Below are 21,876 nucleotides of genomic sequence, written 5' to 3'. Positions count from 1 at the left end.
AAAAAAAACATAAATTGGTATGAACGTTCATTCATTTTCCTTAATTTAGAAGCATGAACAAAAAGGAAGCGATTTTAAAAAGTGTACTGAAACTGGTGAACCGCGGTGGCTTCTATCATCTTAATATGAAAAATATCGCCCAGGAAGCCGACGTAGCTGCTGGCACCATATATGTTCATTTCAAAGGAAAAGAAGAACTCATTAACGCTTTATACCAAATGGTCGTATCCGACTTCAACGCACATGTACTCAAAGGATATAACCCGGAACGAGCCTTCCGCGAAAATTTCTTCGAGATGATGAACAACGCCGTCGGATTCTATCTCGACGACCCTGATGGCTTTAGCTTCATCGAACAGTATACTTACTCACCCTTAATATTTAAAGAAACACAACAGGAAAATTTTATCATCCTGGAACCCATCTACCAAATGGTCCGCGACGCAATCAGACTGAAAGAGGTAAAAGACCTCCCCGAAGCATTACTCGTAGCAATGGTATACGGTCCCCTCGAAATGATGATGAAATTCCACCTCGCACGCAAAACTGACCTGACCAAACACACCAATAGGCAACAACTGGTCAATACCTGCTGGGAAAACATCGCACTCAACCCCGCAGCACCCCCGCCCACACCGGCAGGAAAAAAGATCCGCCGGAAATCAGCGGTCAAAACAAATGACTAAACATAGCAATCAACGTATCATATTAAGCATATAATTAAAAACATTGACCTGATCAAGTTATGAAAAGAACCATCAAAAAGGTAGCCGTACTCGGTTCGGGTGTAATGGGCAGTCGCATCGCTTGCCACTTTGCCAACATTGGCGTGGAAGTACTACTGCTCGATATCGTACCGAAAGATGCTCCTGCAGGAGATAAAAAAGCCAGGAACAAGATCGTAAATGATGCGCTGGCCTTCGCATTGAAATCCAACCCTTCCCCCATCTACCTCAAATCCTTCGCCAGGCTGATCACCACCGGCAACTTCGAAGATGATCTGCCCGCCATCGCTTCCTGCGACTGGGTAATTGAAGTAGTAGTGGAACGCCTGGATATCAAACAGCAGGTATTCGAAAAAGTAGAACAATTCCGCAAACCAGGTACCCTCATCACCTCCAACACCTCCGGTATCCCCATCCACCTCATGAGCGAGGGCAGAAGCGAAGACTTCCGCAAACATTTCTGCGGTACCCACTTCTTCAACCCTCCTCGGTACCTCCGGCTCCTGGAGATCATCAGTACCAAAGAAACCGATCCCGAAGTGATCGACTTCCTCATGCACTACGGAGAAAAATACCTGGGCAAAACAACCGTACTCGCCAAAGATACCCCCGCCTTCATCGGCAACCGTATCGGCGTGTTCAGCATCATGCAACTCCTCCACTTCGTGGATAAAAATAATTATACCGTAGAAGAAGTAGATAAACTGACCGGTCCCGTGATCGGCCACCCCAAATCTGCTACCTTCCGCACCAACGATGTCGTAGGCCTCGATACAATGGTACACGTAGCCAATGGCGTAGCCGAAAACGCACCCGCTGACGAAGCTCGCGACCTCTTCCAGATACCCAGCTTCGTTAATAAAATGGTAGAAAACAAATGGCTGGGTAGCAAAACAGAACAGGGCTTCTACAAAAAAGTAAAAGTCGATGGCAAAAATGAATTCCATGCCCTCGACCTAAAAACACTGGAATACAAACCTTCCCAGAAAGTAAAATTTGCCGCCCTCGAAGCGACCAAACCGATCAGTAACCTCCCCGAACGCCTTCGCATGCTCATCGCAGCAAACGATCGCGCCGGCGAATTCTATCGCGCTACCTTCTTCCCGCTATTCGCATACGCCAGCAACCGTATCCCCGAAATCGCAGATGAACTGTATAAAATCGATGCCGCCATCACCGCCGGCTTCGGTTGGGAACTGGGGCCCTTCGAATCCTGGGACGCCCTCGGCGTAGAAAAAACCGTAAAAGCCATGGAAGAAGCAGGCAACAAACCTGCCCAATGGGTATACGACATGCTCGAAAGCGGCGCCACCTCCTTCTATAAAGTAGAAGATGGCCACCGACGCTACTACGACATAAAGGAGAAAACCTACAAGATCATCCCAGGAACCGAATCCTTCATCCTCCTCGATAATATCCGCCCGACACATACCGTATGGAAAAACAGCGGCACCACCATCACCGACCTCGGAGATGGTATCCTTAACCTCGAATTCCATACTAAAATGAACGCCATCGGCGGCGAAGTCATCGAAGGCATCAACAAAGCCATCGACCTCGCCGAGAAAAACTACCGCGGCCTCGTAATATCAAACGAAGCAGCTAACTTCTCCGCAGGCGCCAACGTAGGCATGATCCTCATGATGGCAATCGAACAGGAATACGATGAACTTAACATGGTCATCCGCGCATTCCAGAACACCATGATGCGCATCCGCTACTCCGCCATCCCCGTAGTAGCCGCCCCTCACGGCATGGCCCTCGGCGGTGGCTGCGAACTGTGTATGCATGCCGACAAAGTAGTCGCTCATGCAGAACTGTATATGGGACTGGTAGAATTCGGCGTAGGCCTCATCCCCGGCGGCGGCGGCTCCAAAGAATTCGCCTTGCGCCTCTCTGACGAACTCAACGAAGGCGATATCGAATTGAATAAGTTCCGCGAACGTTTCCTCACCATCGGCCAAGCCAAAGTATCCACCTCCGCCTACGAAGCACTCGAATACGGATACCTCCGCAAAGGAAAAGACCTGGTAGTAATTTCTCGCAACCGCCTCCTCGCAGAAGCAAAAGAACAATGCCTCCTGCTGGCAGATGCCGGATATACCAAACCAGTACAACGTACCGACATCCGCGTCCTGGGCAAACAGGCGCTTGGCCTCGGATATATCGGTGCTAACACCATGTTCAGCGGCCACTATATCAGCGAACATGACGTGAAGATCTCCCAGAAACTAGCTTTCGTCCTCGCCGGCGGAGACCTCTCCCAACCAACACAGGTCAGCGAACAATACCTGCTCGACCTCGAACGCGAAGCCTTCCTTTCCCTCACCATGGAAAGAAAAAGCATGGAACGCATGCAGTCGATACTGACCGGAGGAAAAGTATTAAGGAACTAATAAAAAAGAAAAAGATCATGAATGCATATATAGTAGCTGCCTATCGTAGCGCCATCGGTAAAGCCCCTCGTGGTGGCTTTCGATTCACCCGCCCCGATACATTATCAGCAGATGTCATAAAACATCTCATGGCATCCGTCCCTCAGGTAGATAAAGACCAGATAGACGATGTGATCGTAGGAAACGCCACTCCCGAAGCCGAACAAGGCCTCAATATCGGCCGCCTGATCTCCCTCATCGCCCTCGATACCGACAAGGTACCAGGCATGACCGTCAACAGATACTGCGCTTCCGGCCTCGAAACCATCGCCATCGCCGCCTCCAAAATACATGCCGGCATCAGCAATTGTATCATCGCCGGTGGCGTAGAAAACATGAGCATGATCCCCATGGGGGGCTGGCGAATCGTACCCAACGCCGACATCGCACTCACCAACCCCGATTACTACTGGGGAATGGGCCTCACCGCCGAAGCTGTCGCCAGGGAATATAACGTAAGCCGCGAAGACCAGGACCAATTCGCCTTTAACTCCCATCAGAAAGCACTCGCCGCCATCAAAGAAGGCCGCTTCAAAGATGATATCGTACCCGTAACCGTCACAGAAACATACATCGACGGAAATGGTAAACGGAAAAAAAGAGAGTTCATCGTAGATACCGACGAAGGCCCCAGAGCCGATACCTCCCTCGAAGCACTGGCCAAACTAAAACCCGTATTCGACGCCAAAGGAGTAGTAACCGCCGGTAACTCCTCCCAAACCAGCGATGGAGCCGCATTCGTAATGGTCGTTAGCGAAGAATTCCTCAAAGCCAACAACCTCACACCCATCGCCCGGTTCGTTAGCTACGCCGCCGCAGGCGTACCACCGCGCATCATGGGCATTGGCCCCATCGTAGCCATCCCTAAAGCACTAAAACTCGCAGGCCTCAAACAAGAAGATATCGACCTCATAGAACTCAACGAAGCATTCGCTTCCCAGTCACTCGCCGTAATACGCGAACTCAAACTCAACACCGATATCATCAACGTTAATGGCGGTGCCATCGCCCTCGGACACCCACTGGGATGCTCCGGCGCCAAACTTTCCGTACAGATACTCAACGAACTCAAAAGACGGAATAAAAAATATGGTATGGTCACCATGTGCGTAGGAAACGGACAAGGGGCCGCAGGCATCTTCGAACTATTATCTTAAGCGTTAAAAAATATTACTGATATGACCACGGCAAATACAAATACAAAAACCCAAAGCATCAAAGGCGGAGAATTCCTCATCAGAGATACCGCAGCACAAGACATCTTCATCCCCGAAGAATGGAATGAAGAACAGATCATGATCGCTGAAACTTGTACTAACTTCCTCCAGCAACATATATTCCCCAATACAGATCGTATCGATAACCAGGAAGAGGGCCTCGTACCCAGCCTCATGGAAAAAGCAGGCGAACTGGGCCTACTCGGAATCTCCATCCCAGAAGAATATGGCGGCTTCGGTAAAGACTTTACCACCTCCATGCTCGTAACAGAAAAAATTGGCGCCGCCGGATCATTCGCCGTTGCCTTCTCCGCACACACCGGCATCGGCACTCTACCCATCCTCTACTACGGCAACGAAGAACAAAAAGCTAAATATATCCCTAAACTGGCCTCCGGAGAATGGAAAGGCGCTTACTGCCTCACCGAACCGGGCGCCGGCTCCGACGCTAACTCCGGTAAAACAAAAGCCAAACTGTCCGAAGATGGAAAACACTACCTCCTCAATGGACAGAAAATGTGGATCACAAACGCCGGATTCGCAGACGTATTTACCGTATTCGCCAAAATAGATGACGACGAAAACCTTAGCGCTTTCATCGTCGAAAAAGGCTTCGAAGGCCTCTCCCTCAATACCGAAGAACATAAAATGGGAATCAAAGGTAGCTCCACCCGCCAAGTGTTCTTCAATGATTGCAAAGTGCCGGTAGAAAACCTCCTGTCCGATCGCCAGAATGGTTTCAAAATCGCCGTAAACATCCTCAACCTCGGTCGTATCAAACTGGGGGGGGCTACCTTCGGCGCCTCCAAAGAAATCATCACCAAATCCGTTAACTACGCTAACGAACGCGAACAGTTCGGCCGCCCTATCAGCAAATATGGCGCAATCCGCTATAAACTGGCAGAACAGGCCATCCGCACCTACGTGACAGAAGCTGCCACTTATCGCGCCAGCCAAAATATCGAAGATGCTACCCACGCATTTATCGAATCCGGAATGGACGCCGCTAAAGCTAAACTCAAAGGCACCGAACAATTCGCCATCGAAGCTGCCATCATCAAAGTACATGCTTCAGAAGTACTCGACTATGTAGTAGACGAAGGCGTACAGATATATGGTGGTATGGGGTATAGCGCAGAAGCTCCCATGGACCGCGCCTACCGCGATGCCCGTATCAACCGCATCTTCGAAGGTACCAATGAGATCAATCGCATGCTCACCGTCGACATGATGCTCAAACGTGCCATGAAAGGGGAACTCGACCTAATGGGCCCCGCACAAAAAGTAATGGGGGACCTCATGGCTATACCAGACTTCGGCGCACCGGGCGAAGAAGAACTGTTCGCCGCAGAGAAAAAATATATCGCTAACTTCAAAAAAGCCATCCTCATGACTGCCGGCGCTGCCGTACAAAAACTGATGATGGAACTCAGCAAAGAACAGGAAGTACTCACCTGCCTCGCAGATATGCTCATCGAACTCTATGCCTCAGAATCCGTACTGCTCCGCGTCGAAAAATTAGTAGGCATCAAAGGCGAAGCCGCCTGCAGCCACCAGCTCGATATCATGCGAGTATACATCAACGATGCCGCAGAACGTATCTTCATCTCCGGCAAAAATGCCATCAACACCTTCGGAGAAGGCGACGAAAGAAGAATGATGCTCATGGGCCTCAAACGATACACTAAAACAGCAGATATCAATACCACCGCTGCTCGCAGAAACATCGCTGCCAAACTGATCGAAGAAAACAAATACTGCTTCTGATCCGTAACGTAGCTCCTGAAATAAATGCCGTATCCGGATGTACACACCAAATAAGTGTACATCCGGACCGGTATAAGATCATCCGCTTTTTGCACCAAAACAACCTTGTGTTCCGCTTTAGACAGTTATGAAATCACCAGAAAGATTATTCGATTGTATTGGCATACAAGCGGCCCACCCACAGACAGATCTGCTGGTAGGCAAGGAGAAAGGAACCTGGCGCAAATATGCTACCACCGAAACACACGACCTGATCGCAAGACTGGCAGCAGGATTACTGGACAAAGGTGTCGGCCCCGGGGATGGTTCCCTCGCAGCAGGAGATAAAATAGCCCTCATCAGCTACGGTCGCCCCGAATGGCTCATCACCGATCTCGCCGTCCAACAGACTGGCGCCATTCTGGTACCCGTCTATCCCAATACCAGCATAAAAGAACTGGAAGACATATTCAACGAAGCAAAAGTAAAATACCTGTTCGTCGGCAGCGAAGCCTTATACCACACCGTAAAAGAACTGCCCAAACAGGTACCCAGCCTCCTGGATATCATCACCTACGACGAAGTACCAGGCGTCACCAACTGGTCCGCAATACTGGCATCGTCCACAACAAACTACCACGAAAAAGTAGCAGCCCACGCCGCAAAAGTGAAAGGCGAAGATATCGCTACCATCATCTATACCTCAGGTACCACCGGAAAACCAAAAGGGGTAATGCTGAGCCATCGCAACATATTGAGCAACGTATTGTCCGCCACAGATGTACTGGCCGAAATACCAACACCAGAAAGAAGAGCCCTGAGCTTCCTGCCGCTCAATCATGTATTCGAAAAAATGGTCACTTACATATACCTCTTCAATCACTTCTCCATCTACTATGCAGAAAGCATAGAAGCAATCGCACAAAACCTGCGGGAAGTAAAACCCTATGTGTTTACCTCCGTACCAAGATTGCTGGAGAAAGTATACGAAAGGATCATGGAAACAGGCCGGCAACTCAAAGGTCTCAAACGCCGCATATTCTTTTGGTCCGTATCGCTGGCCGAACAGTATGAGATCAATAAACCACGTAGCTGGAGCTATAAAATACAAATGGCATTGGCAGATAAACTGGTGTTCAGCAAGTGGAGAGCCGCCATCGGAGGCAACGTACAGGCCATCGTAGTAGGAGGCGCCGCCTGTCAGGTCAAACTGGCCCGCATATTCAGCGCCGCAAAGATCACCATCATGGAAGGATATGGCCTCACCGAAACGTCCCCCGTCATAGCCGTCAATGGCTACCTGGAAAAAAATCGCTGCTTCGGCACCGTAGGCCCCCTGCTTCCTGGCGTCAACGTCCGGATAGCAGAAGATGGAGAGATATGCTGCAAAGGAGATACCGTCATGGTTGGATACTACCAGCAACCTGACCTCACCGCCGAAGTGATCAAAGATGGCTGGTTCCATACCGGCGATATAGGAGCCTTCGTCGATGACCGATTCCTCAAGATCACCGATCGCAAAAAAGAAGTATTCAAAACCTCCGGCGGTAAATACGTTGCACCAGCACCGGTAGAAAACAAACTGAAAGAAAATAACCTGGTAGAACAGGTCATCATAGTAGGACCCGAACGTAAATTCACCGCCGCACTCATCGTACCCGCATTCCCTCAGCTCGAAACATGGTGCCGGCAACACAACGTCAGCTTCACCAGCCAGCAGGATATCGTCAGGCAACCGCAAGTGATCCGATGCTATCAGGAGATCATCGATGGCTTCAATCCAGAATTCAGCCATATCGAACAGGTAAAACGGTTTACATTAGTGCCGTCCGTCTGGACAACAGAAAGCGGCGAATTGACCCCCACCGGTAAGATCAAACGCCGCATCATCATGGAACGGTATAAAGACATCATAGACCAGCTATATGCGGACTAAATAATATAAAAAAAGAAGTAGCAAATTTTATTCTAATAAAAAGGAACAAAGTATGAGAATATTAGTTTGTATCAGCCAGGTGCCTGATACCACTACCAAGATCGCATTCAGCGATAACAACACACACTTCAACACACAGGGCGTAACGATGATCGTAAACCCGTATGATGAATGGTATGCATTGGTAAGAGCCCTTGAACTGAAAGAGAGTGGCGCCGCCTCCGCCGTACACCTTATCACCGTAGGAAAGGCAGATGCAGAACCGGTGATCCGTAAAGCATTGGCCATCGGCGGAGATGAAGCCGTAAGAATAGATACCGACAGCACAGACCCATACATCGTGGCAGCAGAAATAGCCGCATATGCCAAAGCAGAAAATTATGACCTCGTACTCTGTGGTAAAGAATCCATCGACTACAATAACGCTGCTGTAGGCGCCATGGTGGCTGGCCTCCTCGATATGGACTACATAGGCCTGGCCACCAAGATCGAAATCAGCAACAACACCGCGGAAGTATCCCGCGAGATCGAAGGGGGAGAAGAAGTGGACATCGCACCACTCCCGCTGGTCATCGCCTGCCAGAAAGGAGTAGCCGAAGCCCGCATCCCTAACATGAGAGGGATCATGGCCGCTCGTACCAAACCACTGAAAGTGATCGCTCCCGCAGGTACCTCCGCACTGAGCAATATCGTCTCGTATGAATTGCCGCCTGCAAAAACAGCAGTAAAACTGTTTACTACCGAACAGGTAGACGAACTCATCGCCGCATTACACAACGATGCGAAAGTAATCTGATTGCAAAAACACGGAAAGAAATTTATTATGTCTGTTATAGTATTAGCTGAACACACACAGGGTTCATTCAAAAAGAAAGTATTCGAACAGGTACAATATGCCGCAGCCATCGCAAAGGCATTAAATACCTCGCTCACCGCCGTAGTACCTGGCAACGCCTCCGCCGAAGCTATGCAGGGCCTTGGCGCTTATGGCGCACAGAAAGTATTGCAGGTAGCCGACGCACGCCTCGACAATCTCAGCGCTAAAGCATATACCAAAGTGCTCATCGCCGCAGCGGAAAAAGAAAGCGCAAAGGTAATCATAGCCGGACACGATGTGATCGGCAAAGCAGTCGCCCCACGACTCGCAGCCGTACTCAAAGCAGGCCTCGTAGCAGGCGCCATCTCTTTACCCGACCTGTCCAACGGATTCGTGGTGAAAAAGAACGTTTTCTCCGGTAAAGCCTTCGCATTCGTTAACATCAGCAGCGATGTGAAGATCGTTACCCTCATGCCCAATAGCTTCCAGGTTAAACCGGCAGAAGGCACCGCCACAGTAGAACCTCTCAGCGTTACCTTCGACGACCGCGACTTCGCCATACAGGTCAAAGCCGTTAATAAAGTGACCGGCGCCGTTCCCCTCAGCGAAGCAGAACTCGTAGTAAGCGGTGGCCGCGGACTCAAAGGTCCCGAAAACTGGGGCATACTCGAATCACTGGCTGGTAGCCTCGGCGCCGTACTCGCCTGCTCCCGCCCCGTAGCCGACGCCCACTGGCGCCCGCACCACGAACACGTAGGCCAGACAGGCGGAACCATCCGCCCGAATCTGTATATTGCAGTGGGTATATCCGGCGCCATCCAACACCTCGCAGGAGTAAATGGCTCCAAAACCATCGTAGTGATCAACAAAGATCCCGAAGCACCTTTCTTCAAAGCCGCCGACTATGGTATCGTAGGAGATGCACTCGAAATAGTACCCAAACTAACCGCCGCCGTTGAGAAATTCAAAGCGTCGCAAAACTAATATACCAGCATCCGGACCTGCACCGCAGGTCCGGATAACTGATCACACAATCGTCATGTAGAAAATCCAGTGTAGATGAACATATTTTATGAAGGACAGGTACTGTGGGCACAAATAGATGTCAATGGACACATGAGACATTCCGCCTACGCAGACTACGCCGCACAGGGCAGGCTCGCACTACTCGCCTCCGTAGGCCTCAACCCGAAAACATTCCTCGAGTTGAAAGTCGGCCCCGTCCTGTTTAAAGAAGAATCAGTATACCTCCGCGAAGTCAGCCTCAACGAAACAATCAAAGTATCAGCAGAACTCATACGCTACAGACCCAATGGATCCCGCTGGACCATCCGGAATGAAATATTTCGTAGCGATGGCGTGAAAGCTGCCGTCATCACCGTAGAAGGAGCATGGCTCGATACCGAACGCCGTAAAATAATAACACTGCCGCCAGACCTGAACAACCTGTTCATGGCAGTACCCAAAAGCGAAGATTTTACAATAGAAGAAAAATAAAGAACACCCCGTCAGCAACGATGGGGTGTTGAAATATTATAAGCTGCCAAGGAAATGGGCCGCCTTCTGCATCACCTCATGAAAAGCAGTATCCACCAGCCCATGATGCTTACGGCCCAACGGAAATGGATTCACATGCGAATAAGGATACTTGAAATCCATAATCTCTACCGGGATGGGAATATTCCGGAAATCCCCTTGCAATAAATTAATCACCTCCACAGGAGGAATAATACTGTCCTGCTTTAACGGAATAGCATAAATACGGTCCGACAACGTTGCCAGCCGCTGCTCCCGCGTCTCCTTGTAATGATTGTACTGCAACATCGTCTTAAAGCTGCTTTCCTCCCCGTGCGCATCACTCAGATAATGCGCCAGCCGCCGCTCTCCCCGGAAATCATTGTTCATCTGCTCCGCAAAATAACTCTGCAAGGCTACCGACGACCGCGTATCCAGTATATACCTGCTGGCAGGATACATCCGGTCCAACGTAGTACCACCACAGAATAGGAATAACTTACTCCGCGATAACATGGCGTGCGGATTCGCCATAAGTAATATGATCGAAAAGAAAGCACCGATAGAATAACCGAAAAGATCCACCGTCGCATCAGCCCCTATATGAGAATGAGCACCCTTCTTCAGCTGCAGCAGAAAATCAGCTACATCCTTATAAGTCTGCAACCCCGACCAGAACAAACGCTGCGGATTCTCCTCCAGCCGCGTGCTGATCGCAGCATTCACAAACGAAATATGAGAATTATGCTGATGATGCTGCGCCCGGATATGTGCCACCTGCTGCATCAACTTCGCATTCGACCAGGCCTCCGGAGACCGGTTCATATGAAAAGCAATAGGAAATAATATCACCGACTTACCCGTCAGCTTCATCAACTGATACGCCCAAGGAAGATACTTATCCCAGGACTTCTCATTAAGCCCGTGAAACAACAGGATAACTCCCTTCGACAACGCCTCCTCAGCAGGTTGCATCATCAGGTAATGAAATATCTCGTTACAATGGATCGCACTATCATGCGTATCCAGTAATGATCGCTCCGGAGAATAGGAACCTCCGGTAGCAAGCTCCTGCCCGTTAAACTCCATACCGTGCTCTGCACAGTTGTAGGAATGAGCTCCGGGTAAAAATGGGACGCCTCTGGAACAGAATTTAAATCGAAGCAATTTTACATGTAGTGCAGGGATTACTTGCTCAGCTTGTTGTTCATCATGTGCAGTTCGAAGGTGTTGATACAATTCATTGTATGTCATTCACACAGTTTATTTTAGTTCGCTCCTGTAATTTACGCTTTATCAATGGCTTCATCAAAGACGAAAGCGGAAAAAAAAGGGAGACGGCAGGCACACCTCCGCTCCCCGTATTGGTGTATGACTATAACGATAAAATCAATACCGTATTTTATGACAATAGAATCATCAATGGAATTGTGCCGCCTCCGTGCTGTCCTTCATCGCCACCGTAGAAGAACTGCCTTGCTGTACCGCATGCTGCACATAGTCGAAATAACCTGTCCCTACAAAATGCTGGTGTTTGATAGCCCGGAATCCCTGCTCCTGTAACTGAAACTCACGTTGCTGTAACTGCGAGAAACCGGCCATCCCCCTCGTCTTATAAGCACAGGATAGTTCAAACATAGAACTGTTCAATGCATGAAACCCAGCTAACGTAATGAACTGAAAACAATAACCCAGCTCCGCCAGCTCCTCCCGGAACCGCTCCATCTCCGCCTCACCAAGATGACGCGCCCAATTGAAAGATGGCGAACAGTTATATGCCAGTAACTTACCGGGATAACGATCATGGATCGCCTGCGCAAAATCACGGGCCATAGCAAGATCAGGATGAGAGGTCTCCATCCAAAGCATATCCGAATAAGGCGCATAAGAAAGTCCGCGGGAAATACAGGCCTCCAACCCGTTACGCACCTGGAAAAAACCTTCACTCGTACGTTCTCCCGTTAAGAACCGCCGGTCCCGCTCGTCAATATCACTGGTGATAAGTGTCGCCGCCTCCGCATCCGTCCTGGCAATCAGGATCGTCGGAGTGCCCATCACATCCGCCGCCAGTCTCGCTGATACAAGCTTGTGGATCGCCTCCTGTGTAGATACCAGCACCTTCCCGCCCAAATGACCGCACTTCTTCGCCGATGACAACTGATCCTCAAAATGAACCCCGGCAGCTCCGGCCACTATCATCTCCTTCATCAGCTCAAAGGCATTCAGGTTACCACCAAAACCAGCTTCCGCATCTGCTACGATCGGCACCACCCAGTCCCGTTCATTAACACCGTTAACAGAGTCTATCTGCTCACATCGCAACAACGCATTGTTAATCCGCTTCACCACCTCAGGTACTGAATTCGCCGGATACAACGACTGATCAGGATACATATGCCCGGCAAGATTAGCGTCCGCCGCCACCTGCCACCCGCTGAGATAAATTGCATCCAGCCCCGCCGACACCGCCTGCACTGCCTGGTTGCCGCTCATCGCTCCCAACGCCGTAACCGGAGGTTGCATATGGAGCTGATGCCATAACTTTTCCGCTCCCATCGCCGCTAATGAATGGGCAACAGTTACCTTACCCCGCAGGCGCAACACCTGCTCGGCCGTATAAGGCCGCTTAATACCTGCCCATCGGGACTGCGTCGCCCAATTTGTAGTAAGCTCGTTGATCTTGTTTTGCATGTTACTTGGGTTTTAAAGTGGAGAATGAAAGGACAAAAAAGGATCAGTCAATAAGTGTATAAGCAGGTATAGTCAGAAAGTCTTCACAGACCGCAGCCGTCACCAACTGCTCAAACAACCGGATAGCAGCGTCAAACTGCCCGCCGGCATAGGCTGCTGACCCCACCAACACGCGTATCTTACCTACCTCATCCGCCAGCAACTCCTGGTAATACCCGTACGTCAGCGTCCGTCCGTCATCTAACCTTACCTGCGCCCGTAGCCATTGCCATACCTGGATACGGGAGATCTCAGCAGTAGCCGCATCCTCCATAAGATAGTGAATAGCTACCGCTCCGTTACCTCGCAGCCAGCTCTCCAGGTAAAGGATGCCAACCTGGATATTCAAACGTACCCCCCTCACCGTAATACTGCCTTCCGGCAACGCCAGCAACGCTTCCGCCGTAGTATGAAAATCACTTCTTTTTTCATGGAGCTGATGTGGCGTAGGCATATGCTCATCAAAGATCGCCTTAGCCACCGGTACCAATCCCGGATGAGCCACCCACGTACCGTCATGCCCGTCTATTACCTCCCGCAACTTGTCCGCCCGCACCCGCTCCATTGCCAGCGCATTCGCACGCTCATCATCCCGGATAGGTATCTGCGCCGCCATCCCGCCAATCGCATGTATACCCCGCCGGTGACAGGTCTTCACCACCAACTGCGTATAAGCACGCATACAGGGCACCGTCATCGTGATCTGAGACCGGTCCGGAAATAAATAACCGGGAATATCCTTGTGCTTTTTGATAAATGAAAAGATGTAATCCCATCGTCCACAGTTAAGCCCCACCGACCGTGTACGCAACTCCCATAATATCTCGTGCATCTGAAAAACCGCAGGTATCGTCTCTATCAACACCGTCGCCTTCGTACAACCTTCCGGTAATTGCAGATATCGCTCCGCAAAATCAAATACCTCGTTCCATAACCGTGCCTCCAGGTAACTCTCCAGCTTAGGCAGATAAAAATATGGCCCGCTGCCCCGGTTCAACAACTCCTCCGCATTATGGAAAAAATACAAACCAAAGTCAAACAAACTGGCACTCATAGCTTCCGCACCAATACGTAAATGCCGCTCCGTCAAATGCCATCCCCTCGGCCGCACCATCAGCGTAGCCACCTGCATCCCCAATACATACTGTTTGCCTTGCTCATTGGTATAACTGATCGTCCGCCGAACCGCATCCTGCAAATTGATCTGCCCTTGCAACACATTATCCCAGCTGGGAGTATGACTGTCCTCCAGATCTGCCATGAACACATTCGCACCCGAATTCAAGGCGTTGATCATCATCTTCCGGTCCACAGGTCCCGTAATCTCTACCCGCCTGTCCTGCAGATCAGCCGGTGGCGCCGAAACCTCCCAATATCCGACCCGGATATCCGCCGTCGCCGGATCAAAATCCAGCCACTTACCCTGCTCAATACGCGCCTGCACCGCCGCCCGCTCTGATAACAACCGGAGCCGGGTCGCATTAAAATGATGATGCAGCTCAGAGAGAAATACCAGGGCTTCCTCCGTTAATACCTGCGGATAAGCCGTCCGGGCAGGGGCATGTATGCTGGCCCTGCGCCTCGTCGATGTTGTCGGGATGGGCGTAATCATAATCATGGATTTCTCCAAATGTATGTATTTTCTTTAAAAGAGAAAATTTCTCTAAAAAATATATTTTCGTATCAAGCCGATTTTTTTATAGCTTGCCGTATGATCTCAGAAAATGATAGCGTAAAACTCATATTCGGCCTTAAACTACGCAGCCTCCGGCAACAAAAAGGATTGTCATATCAACAACTATCCGATGCCACCAAACTCGCCATCTCCTATCTCCACGATATCGAAAATGGCCGCAAATACCCGAAAGCAGACAAGATCATGGCCCTGACAAAAGCCCTCGGCGTAGAATACGATTACCTCGTATCCCTCAACGGAGGCAAAAAACTCCAACCTATCATCGACCTCATCAGCTCCGAATTCATCAACGTCATCCCATGGGAACATTTCGGCCTCTCACCTGCCAGCCTACTCGAACTCTTCTCCAACACCCCCGATAAAGTAACCGCCTTCATCAGCACACTGATCAAAATATCACGGGCATACCAGATGTCCACAGAAAATTTCTATACCACCGCCCTCCGCTCTTACCAAGACCTCCACGATAACTACTTTGAAGACCTCGAAGCCTCCGCCCTCCGCTTCAGACAGGAACATAACCTCGAAGAAAACATCCCCCTGCAACCAGATACGCTCAGCGCCATCCTCGAAAATCATTACAACATTCAGATCGATCGGAAAAAAATGGGCACCGTCTCAGCCCTCAATGGCCTCAGGTCCTACTTCGCCGCAGAGAAAAAAGTATTGTACATCAACAAACAACTCAACCCGGCACAGGAAGCATTCCTGCTCTCAAGAGAACTGGCCTTTCAATACCTGCACATCACAGAGCGCTCCTATGAAACCATCATCCGGCACCCGGCATCATTCGACGTATTATTGCACAATTTCAGAGCTTCCTACTTCGCTGCAGCCCTGCTCATACCAGAAGACAATATCGCAGCCGACATGCGATCCCTTATAAGACAGGAAAAATGGGAAGCAGCCGCCTGGCTGCAACTCCTTGATAAATACAGCGTCACACCCGAAATGCTGATGCAACGCCTTACCAATATCCTGCCGCATCATTTCGGTATCGATCAACTGTTCTTCCTCCGCATGACCGGCAATATCACCCGCTCTCACTACGAGATCACCAAAGAACTACACCTCTCACAATTGCACAACCCACACGCAAATGCCATCAGCGAACACTATTGCCGCAGATGGCTGGCCATCGGTATGATGCAACAAACTGCCGTACAGGTAGCCAAAAAGAAATACAAACAACCGATCGTCGGCATACAGGTATCTCACTACCACCAGACACATAATCGCTATCTCGCCATCACCTTCGCCAAACCTCGTCAGAAAAGTAGCGATGAAATGGTCAGCGTAACACTGGGCCTCATGATGGACAAACAACTGCTGCAAAACATGCGCTTCGTTCACGATACCTCATTACCCGAAAAGATCGTCAACACCGCCTGCGAACGTTGCTCCATTATGGATTGCCAGGAAAGAGGCGCCCCGCCAACAGTTATACTTGAAAAGGAAAAACAGGAAGAAATAAATATAGCGCTGCAATCATTGGAGAAATGATCAGGATAGCTTCGCTAACTTTTCATCAAGCAAGGCGCGTTCCGCCTCCGCTCTCGTTTGCCGCATCGCCCGCTGGAAATAATGACGGGCCTCTGCCACATGCCCCAGTCGGGCATGTAACTCACCTAATAAACTATTGTATAGGTAAAAGGAACTTAACTTCTTCTCAATATCAGCTACCGCTAATGCTTTTAAAGCAGTCTCCGCACCATACAATTGAAGGATGATCACTGCCTTATTCATCATAGTAATAGGAGAGGGGTATAAAGTATTCAACAGGTCATAATAGGTTAGCAACTGCTGCCAGTTCGTGTGGGCATAACTATCCGCAGCACAGTGCTCGTAAGCAATAGCAGCTTCCAGGTGATAACGGCTGAGATACTCGCCGCCTGCTGCTTGGTTTAAATAAGCATTGCCTTGGCGTATCAATCCCTGATCCCACTTACGCCGGTCCTGGTCCGGCAGCAATATGATCTGCCCCGCAGCAGTTAACCGGCTGTCCGTACGTGACGCATGAAAACACATCAACGCCATCAACGCATACACTGAAGGCAGCTGCGTCTGCGGATGTTCCGTCAGCAACTTACACAACATCATCGCTTCTTCCAGCAAATCCCGCCGGATCAACTCCGCTGCATGCGTAGAATTATAACCTTCATTGAATAACAGGTAGATCACATTCAACACCGCATCTATACGAACCGCTAACGCAGCAGGAGATGGAAAAGCTGGCTTTAATCGCTGCTCCCGGAAAAATTCTTTCGTCCGGTAAAGTCGCTTGGAGATAGTATCTTCCGTCGTAACAAAAGCCTTCGCAATCTCCGCCGTACTAAAACCACAGAGCGTCTTCAGAATGATCGTTACCTGGTGATCCTCCGAAATACCTGGATCACAACAGGCAAACATCATACGCAACATATCATCCTTCATCGAACCTTCCTGCCAGAAATCATCCATAGTAGCTGCCATCGAATAACCAGAATTCAACAACACGTGCTCATTGTCACTGAAATCAAAACTGACAGCGTGTTTGTTCCGCCGGATAATATCGATCGCTTTGTTTTTCGCTACCCGGAATAACCAGGCCGCCGGCTGATCAGGAATACCTTTATCCACCCACACCTGTAATGCGTGCAACAGCGTATCCTGCACCACATCCTCACATAACTCCAGGTGCTCCGTACCGAATATCTTGGTCAATACAGCAACCATCTTCCCCGCCTCCCGGCGGAAAAGATGGTCCGTTAACTGATGTATTTGTTTGGAAGAATCCACTACATGAGATAAAAAGGTGGTCAATAGGCAATCTCGCGTATCTCTACACTGCCGTCAGCATGCCCGAAAAGTGGACACCCCTCCGTCAGAGAGACCGCTTCCTCCATATCCCGGGCCTTGATGATCAGGTAACCAGCCACGATCTCCTTGCCTTCCGCAAATGGACCGTCCGTGATCTGTCGCCGCTGATCCTTTAAAACCGTACCGGTGTTACCGATCAGCCGCTGCCCGCCAATATAATGCCCGTTCTGGACCATCCGCTCCATCCACTGTTTCCATTCGGGAGAGATAGGCACCTGTGAGCCGTCAGTGGTGGGGATATATTGTGGTCCACCCCGGAATAATAACAAGTAGTCTTTCATGTCGTTACTTTTTTGATGATGAATAGATAACCATTACACCCGAATGACGAATGAAAAACTCAAATTTGGACAAATTTTAGGGGAATCAAGAAAAAAAAATAAAAAGGAAGATCAAGGTACATCATCCTTCCGCACAAAGGGCAAAAGCAAAAACCGCATGATCAGCACACCGATCACCGCCCCCGTAGAGAAAATAATAAGGATACTGCTGAGTGGAACACTGTTACAACGGCTGGGATCATCCGTAATACCCAACCAGGGAATATTCTTATTCAGGAAAAATGACATGACAATACTAAAGAATAATAGCAGTACCAGCACGACGATCACAACGATCGTTAGCTTCCGGCCCTCCCACGTGTCACCGGTAACTCGCATATTATGCAAATAATAGAAACCTGCTCCTAAACAAAGCAGGAATAATATCACCGATATATATATAAAGTAAGTGTCCCCTTCATACTCCGTCTCCGATACACTGCAGGGGTCTCTGAACAGCTTGACATAAGCAGAAAATTCCTGCTTGACACGCTCCCAGAAAGTGACTTTCACCGGCGCCGGAGGGATCAATACCACCGTATCTGCATACACCGTATCCACTTTCACCAGCTTACTCATCAACTCATCCCACAACTCCCCGTAACCGTCATCCGCACCAAGCGAATGAAGCACCACCCCACCAAGCCCGGCATTCAATACATAATCATACTTTTCTCCCAATGTACTGGCATCGTCAAACCATAACACCTGCTTAATAACGCCTTCCCTATCAGGCAACTCCAGGTAAGCAGCGATCCGGCTCATATCATATAAGGTACCGGTATCCGCACCATACTTTCGCTGGATATGGCTAAAGCTGACATACTCTTTAAAAACAGGCTTGCCCTCACCGGTATTCCAAAGCGTACCATAATAAGATAACAGTAACAGGAACTTGGTAGGCAATATCTGCTGTTGAAAATACAACGATACCGCCGCATCTATGGAACCGCTTCCCTTCAGCGGCGCCAGCGGACCTGGCTGCTGACCCGTAACTTGTGTAAAGTCAATCAAGAAAAATGCTACAAAAGGATTAAGCGCCCGCAGATCATAGGCCTGCTCCTTATCAAAAGAGGGTAAGATCACATTCACCCGCAGGCTGGTATCATATATATGCAACTGCGTCGACAGTTGCGTGATAAAACCTGTAAAACTGTTACGCTGCCCTTTCTTTAATCCCGCAATGCCAATAGTGACAGTACTAGCTTTCTCTCGTAATAATAACTTCGCAAGCGAATCAGTAAACAAGACCTGCACCCGCTGATCCTGCAACAACCGCTGGATGGCAGCCGCTCCATGCACCCGAACAGTCAATCCTATATTACAACCATTCATACGTGCAGTTTCCATCACCACATCAGGAGACTCGAACCGGGACATAATATGCCCGTTGTCACTATTAAGCGTATAGCCGTCCGCATAAAAACTGGTGAGCGCATTGTAATTGTAAAGTTGATAATTGGCGCCCGTACCGGGTAGGTAAGATCCGGCCACCTGTACCTGCTGAGCTAGTTTCAGTGTATAACGTATTCCCAGGCTGTCATTCAACCGTAAAGTATCATAAACACTCCCGGTCCGCCCATATACAGATCTGATCACCTGCAACTTCTGCAATCGTTGCTTTTCCTCCGCTGACTCATCCTTTTGTTGCAAAATGGGAACGATCTTGTCTACAAGATTATTCAGATCATTATCCGGTACCTTATCCGGCACGGGGGGCGTCACCGGCGTAGTATGCGTGGTGTCAGCAGCCGTCACCGGGGTCGGTTTTATACAAAGCGACTCCAGTAACGATTTCAAAGAATCATAATGTTGATTCTCCTGCTTGGACAATGCCTGCGTAATGCGTTGGATATCCCTGGCAGTAGCCACCATCGAATCCGCAAAGGTCTCGTTGATCGCCTGCATGATGCGGCGTCGCTCCCGCAGGTGCGCATTTTTAGTAAACTTTAGCGCATTGAGTATACGCTGGATCAGTTTAGCACGTACTGCCGTATCCTTCGGAACCGGCTGTATATGGATAACGTTAACGTATGTATGAAAATTTCTCCCGTAAGTAGTTGCATGGATCGATTGCCCTGCGATAGCAAAGAGAAGCAACATGACACATATGACAGCGTGGGGTTTCATAGGGAATAAAAGGGACTATAACTATAAAGGTAGAGAATAATTAAGTATAAAATAGAGAATTATTATTTAAATAAAAAATTGGATTATTTTTTAGGACCTATTATCTTGTGGGTGATTTAGTAAGTTGACATAACTTTCGGATTCCCTTAACCAATGATTTATAGATTGTATAATGCCCCCGTGTAAAAGCTAATGGAATGATCTATGAAACCTTAAGCTGCATCACAGAAGAGATCAACAACTATTTTAAGAGGAAGTTGCAAATTAATGAGGATAAGGTCATCCTGTCTGGTATCGTGAACCAGGACGGTAGCATCGCTGTACAAGGAGAAAACAAGATCATTGCAACTTTGATCAACATTGAACGCGAGACAGTGGTCCAGAGACCTGGAACCGCCGCAGGTAGAAGCTTTGGTACTCCTGTAGGTCCACCAGCAAGCATCAATTTATATGTCATGTTCTCAGCCTACTTCAGTAGCAATAACTATGCAGAAGCCCTGAGATTCACCTCGTTTATCATCGCTTATTTTCAATCTAAGCCTGTCTTTGACACTACCAATACACCAGGGTTGGATACCATAATAGGAAAAGTAATTTTTGAAATGGAAAGTCTGGCCGCCGATAAGCTCAACAATGTATGGACTACCTTAGGCGCCAAATACATGCCCTCAGTAGTGTACAAAGTCAGAATGCTCACATTTAATGATGCGATCATACGCGAATTCAGACCTGCAGTGGCTGATATCGCCGCCGATAGCAGCGCTACCTCAAAGTAACATGATAAAGACACATTAACACTAACTATGAAAGAGGCTGCCAGAGTACAGCCGTTTTATCCTTTACCAGACAATAATAGGACAACAACTTGTGGCCTAACTAACCAGCAAGCATCCAATTAAGCTTAGGAATGTCATCTTCAAATGAGACAAACGTTTGAGATATTAACTGCTGTTCACTACAGGCATACCTACTTTCTTAATGGCCTGTTTACCGCCCTGAAAGTAAGCATCCCTGCCTGGTCCGCCGCTCAAATGCAACGGAACGGACTCCTGCTGAAACCACTGCTCAATGGTTTTCAGATATTGCGTGAACGACGGACAGGACAAAAAAGAAGCCGCGATGCACTGACAGACGACCTCGCCGCCATCAGAATCCATCTCGACTTACACGATCCCTTGTTCTATAACTATACCGCCGGCAACTATTCATCAATAAGAGATCACGTTTTCTACTTCAGTAACGAAAACTCCTTCCCCCCCGGACTGCTACATCCGGATGAGGTGGTAAATGAACAGGACCTCATGCCTGTAAACATTTTCCCACATCCATTTTTTGTCAAACCTTTCGGCGTAATTGTACTGCAATTACACCAGGATATACAACCCGATTATATCATCCAGTTCAGCGCACGTGCCCTGCACTGGAGATACGTGCTCATGAGCGACTCACTCAAAAAACTCATCGCACCGGGTATCATAGACATCAATGGCCAAGTGGCATTCACCGGGCCAGAGGAAATGTTATTGCCTGATAATAGCGCGGCACAAACGTTCACCTCCGAACAGCCTGTAAGCCTGCAGCAAAACACTTCCCACAAATTTCAATTGATAGACAAACCAACGCCAGACAAAAAAAAGATCATCATACCTGTACTGCCTGGCGCAGCCGCCGCTGATATCTCAGCTGGCACCAACAGCATAGATACAGCAGAATACAAAGAAATATTTTTATACTAATCTCAAAAACAATA

Annotated in this window: 17 protein-coding genes; 11 read left to right on the top strand and 6 right to left on the bottom strand. The window is 49.0% G+C overall.

Translation table 11 applies throughout. The annotated features are described in order from the left end of the window. Positions 1-53 precede the first annotated feature (53 nt). The 8 genes from KTO58_RS13495 to KTO58_RS13460 all read left to right on the top strand — a co-directional run bounded on the left by KTO58_RS13495 (position 54) and on the right by KTO58_RS13460 (position 10,373). Positions 54-686: a TetR/AcrR family transcriptional regulator gene (locus KTO58_RS13495; RefSeq protein WP_095838870.1), complete on the top strand. Its 633-nt coding sequence runs from the start codon at positions 54-56 to the stop codon at positions 684-686. A 59-nt stretch (positions 687-745) separates the two neighbouring features. Next, a complete protein-coding gene (locus tag KTO58_RS13490) occupies positions 746-3,121 on the top strand; it encodes a 3-hydroxyacyl-CoA dehydrogenase/enoyl-CoA hydratase family protein (RefSeq protein WP_095838871.1) in 2,376 nt (791 codons plus the stop codon). A gap of 17 nt (positions 3,122-3,138) precedes the next feature. Then, the gene (locus KTO58_RS13485; RefSeq protein WP_095838872.1) at positions 3,139-4,317 is read left to right on the top strand and encodes an acetyl-CoA C-acyltransferase; all 1,179 of its coding nucleotides are present in this window, start codon (positions 3,139-3,141) and stop codon (positions 4,315-4,317) included. Positions 4,318-4,338: 21 nt separating this feature from the next. Beyond that, complete coding sequence (locus tag KTO58_RS13480; RefSeq protein ID WP_095838873.1) at positions 4,339-6,144, top strand: acyl-CoA dehydrogenase FadE; 1,806 nt, start codon at positions 4,339-4,341, stop codon at positions 6,142-6,144. Positions 6,145-6,271: 127 nt separating this feature from the next. Continuing rightward, positions 6,272-8,059, top strand: coding sequence for an AMP-dependent synthetase/ligase (locus KTO58_RS13475; RefSeq protein ID WP_095838874.1), 1,788 nt, complete (start codon positions 6,272-6,274; stop codon positions 8,057-8,059). A 52-nt stretch (positions 8,060-8,111) separates the two neighbouring features. Then, positions 8,112-8,855, top strand: a complete 744-nt coding sequence (locus KTO58_RS13470; protein WP_095838875.1) for an electron transfer flavoprotein subunit beta/FixA family protein — start codon at positions 8,112-8,114, stop codon at positions 8,853-8,855. Positions 8,856-8,882: 27 nt separating this feature from the next. Further along, entirely contained in the window at positions 8,883-9,860 is a 978-nt protein-coding gene (locus KTO58_RS13465; RefSeq protein ID WP_095841572.1) for an electron transfer flavoprotein subunit alpha/FixB family protein, read from the top strand. A 75-nt stretch (positions 9,861-9,935) separates the two neighbouring features. Further along, entirely contained in the window at positions 9,936-10,373 is a 438-nt protein-coding gene (locus KTO58_RS13460; protein ID WP_198314912.1) for an acyl-CoA thioesterase, read from the top strand. A gap of 36 nt (positions 10,374-10,409) precedes the next feature. Here the strand turns inward: KTO58_RS13460 and KTO58_RS13455 are convergent, their stop codons facing one another. From KTO58_RS13455 to aceB, 3 genes are all read right to left on the bottom strand, one after another. After that, on the bottom strand, positions 10,410-11,645 hold the full coding sequence (locus tag KTO58_RS13455) for a DUF6051 family protein (RefSeq protein ID WP_095838876.1): 1,236 nt from the start codon (positions 11,643-11,645) through the stop codon (positions 10,410-10,412). A gap of 165 nt (positions 11,646-11,810) precedes the next feature. Further along, positions 11,811-13,082 (bottom strand): isocitrate lyase, encoded by a 1,272-nt coding sequence (aceA, locus tag KTO58_RS13450; protein WP_095838877.1) that lies wholly within the window; start codon positions 13,080-13,082, stop codon positions 11,811-11,813. Positions 13,083-13,125: 43 nt separating this feature from the next. Continuing rightward, positions 13,126-14,733 carry a malate synthase A gene (gene aceB, locus KTO58_RS13445; RefSeq protein ID WP_095838878.1) on the bottom strand — a complete coding sequence of 536 codons (1,608 nt, stop codon included), beginning with the start codon at positions 14,731-14,733 and terminating at the stop codon, positions 13,126-13,128. Positions 14,734-14,832: 99 nt separating this feature from the next. Here aceB and KTO58_RS13440 point away from each other — a divergent pair, with 99 nt between their 5' ends. Next, entirely contained in the window at positions 14,833-16,320 is a 1,488-nt protein-coding gene (locus KTO58_RS13440; protein ID WP_198314913.1) for a helix-turn-helix transcriptional regulator, read from the top strand. Here the strand turns inward: KTO58_RS13440 and KTO58_RS13435 are convergent, their stop codons facing one another. From KTO58_RS13435 to KTO58_RS13425, 3 genes are all read right to left on the bottom strand, one after another. Next, positions 16,321-17,619, bottom strand: a complete 1,299-nt coding sequence (locus tag KTO58_RS13435) for an RNA polymerase sigma factor (protein WP_157752976.1) — start codon at positions 17,617-17,619, stop codon at positions 16,321-16,323. Continuing rightward, a complete protein-coding gene (locus KTO58_RS13430; protein WP_095838881.1) occupies positions 17,616-17,957 on the bottom strand; it encodes a YciI family protein in 342 nt (113 codons plus the stop codon). Before KTO58_RS13430 ends, KTO58_RS13435 begins: the two co-directional genes overlap by 4 nt. A 111-nt stretch (positions 17,958-18,068) precedes the next feature. Then, the gene (locus KTO58_RS13425; protein WP_157752977.1) at positions 18,069-20,099 is read right to left on the bottom strand and encodes a glycosyl hydrolase family 18 protein; all 2,031 of its coding nucleotides are present in this window, start codon (positions 20,097-20,099) and stop codon (positions 18,069-18,071) included. A 224-nt stretch (positions 20,100-20,323) separates the two neighbouring features. On the opposite strand from KTO58_RS13425, the gene KTO58_RS13420 reads away from it, so the two are divergent. Both KTO58_RS13420 and KTO58_RS13415 read left to right on the top strand, forming a co-directional pair. Then, positions 20,324-20,902 carry a Pvc16 family protein gene (locus KTO58_RS13420; protein WP_095838883.1) on the top strand — a complete coding sequence of 193 codons (579 nt, stop codon included), beginning with the start codon at positions 20,324-20,326 and terminating at the stop codon, positions 20,900-20,902. Between the two features lie 144 nt (positions 20,903-21,046). After that, complete coding sequence (locus KTO58_RS13415; protein WP_095838884.1) at positions 21,047-21,862, top strand: hypothetical protein; 816 nt, start codon at positions 21,047-21,049, stop codon at positions 21,860-21,862. The last annotated feature ends 14 nt before the right edge of the window (positions 21,863-21,876 follow it).

The organism is Chitinophaga pendula (assembly GCF_020386615.1).
Lineage (GTDB): Bacteria > Bacteroidota > Bacteroidia > Chitinophagales > Chitinophagaceae > Chitinophaga > Chitinophaga pendula.
Note: the sequence above shows the minus strand (reverse complement) of the source record. Positions and strands in the feature narration are given on the sequence as shown.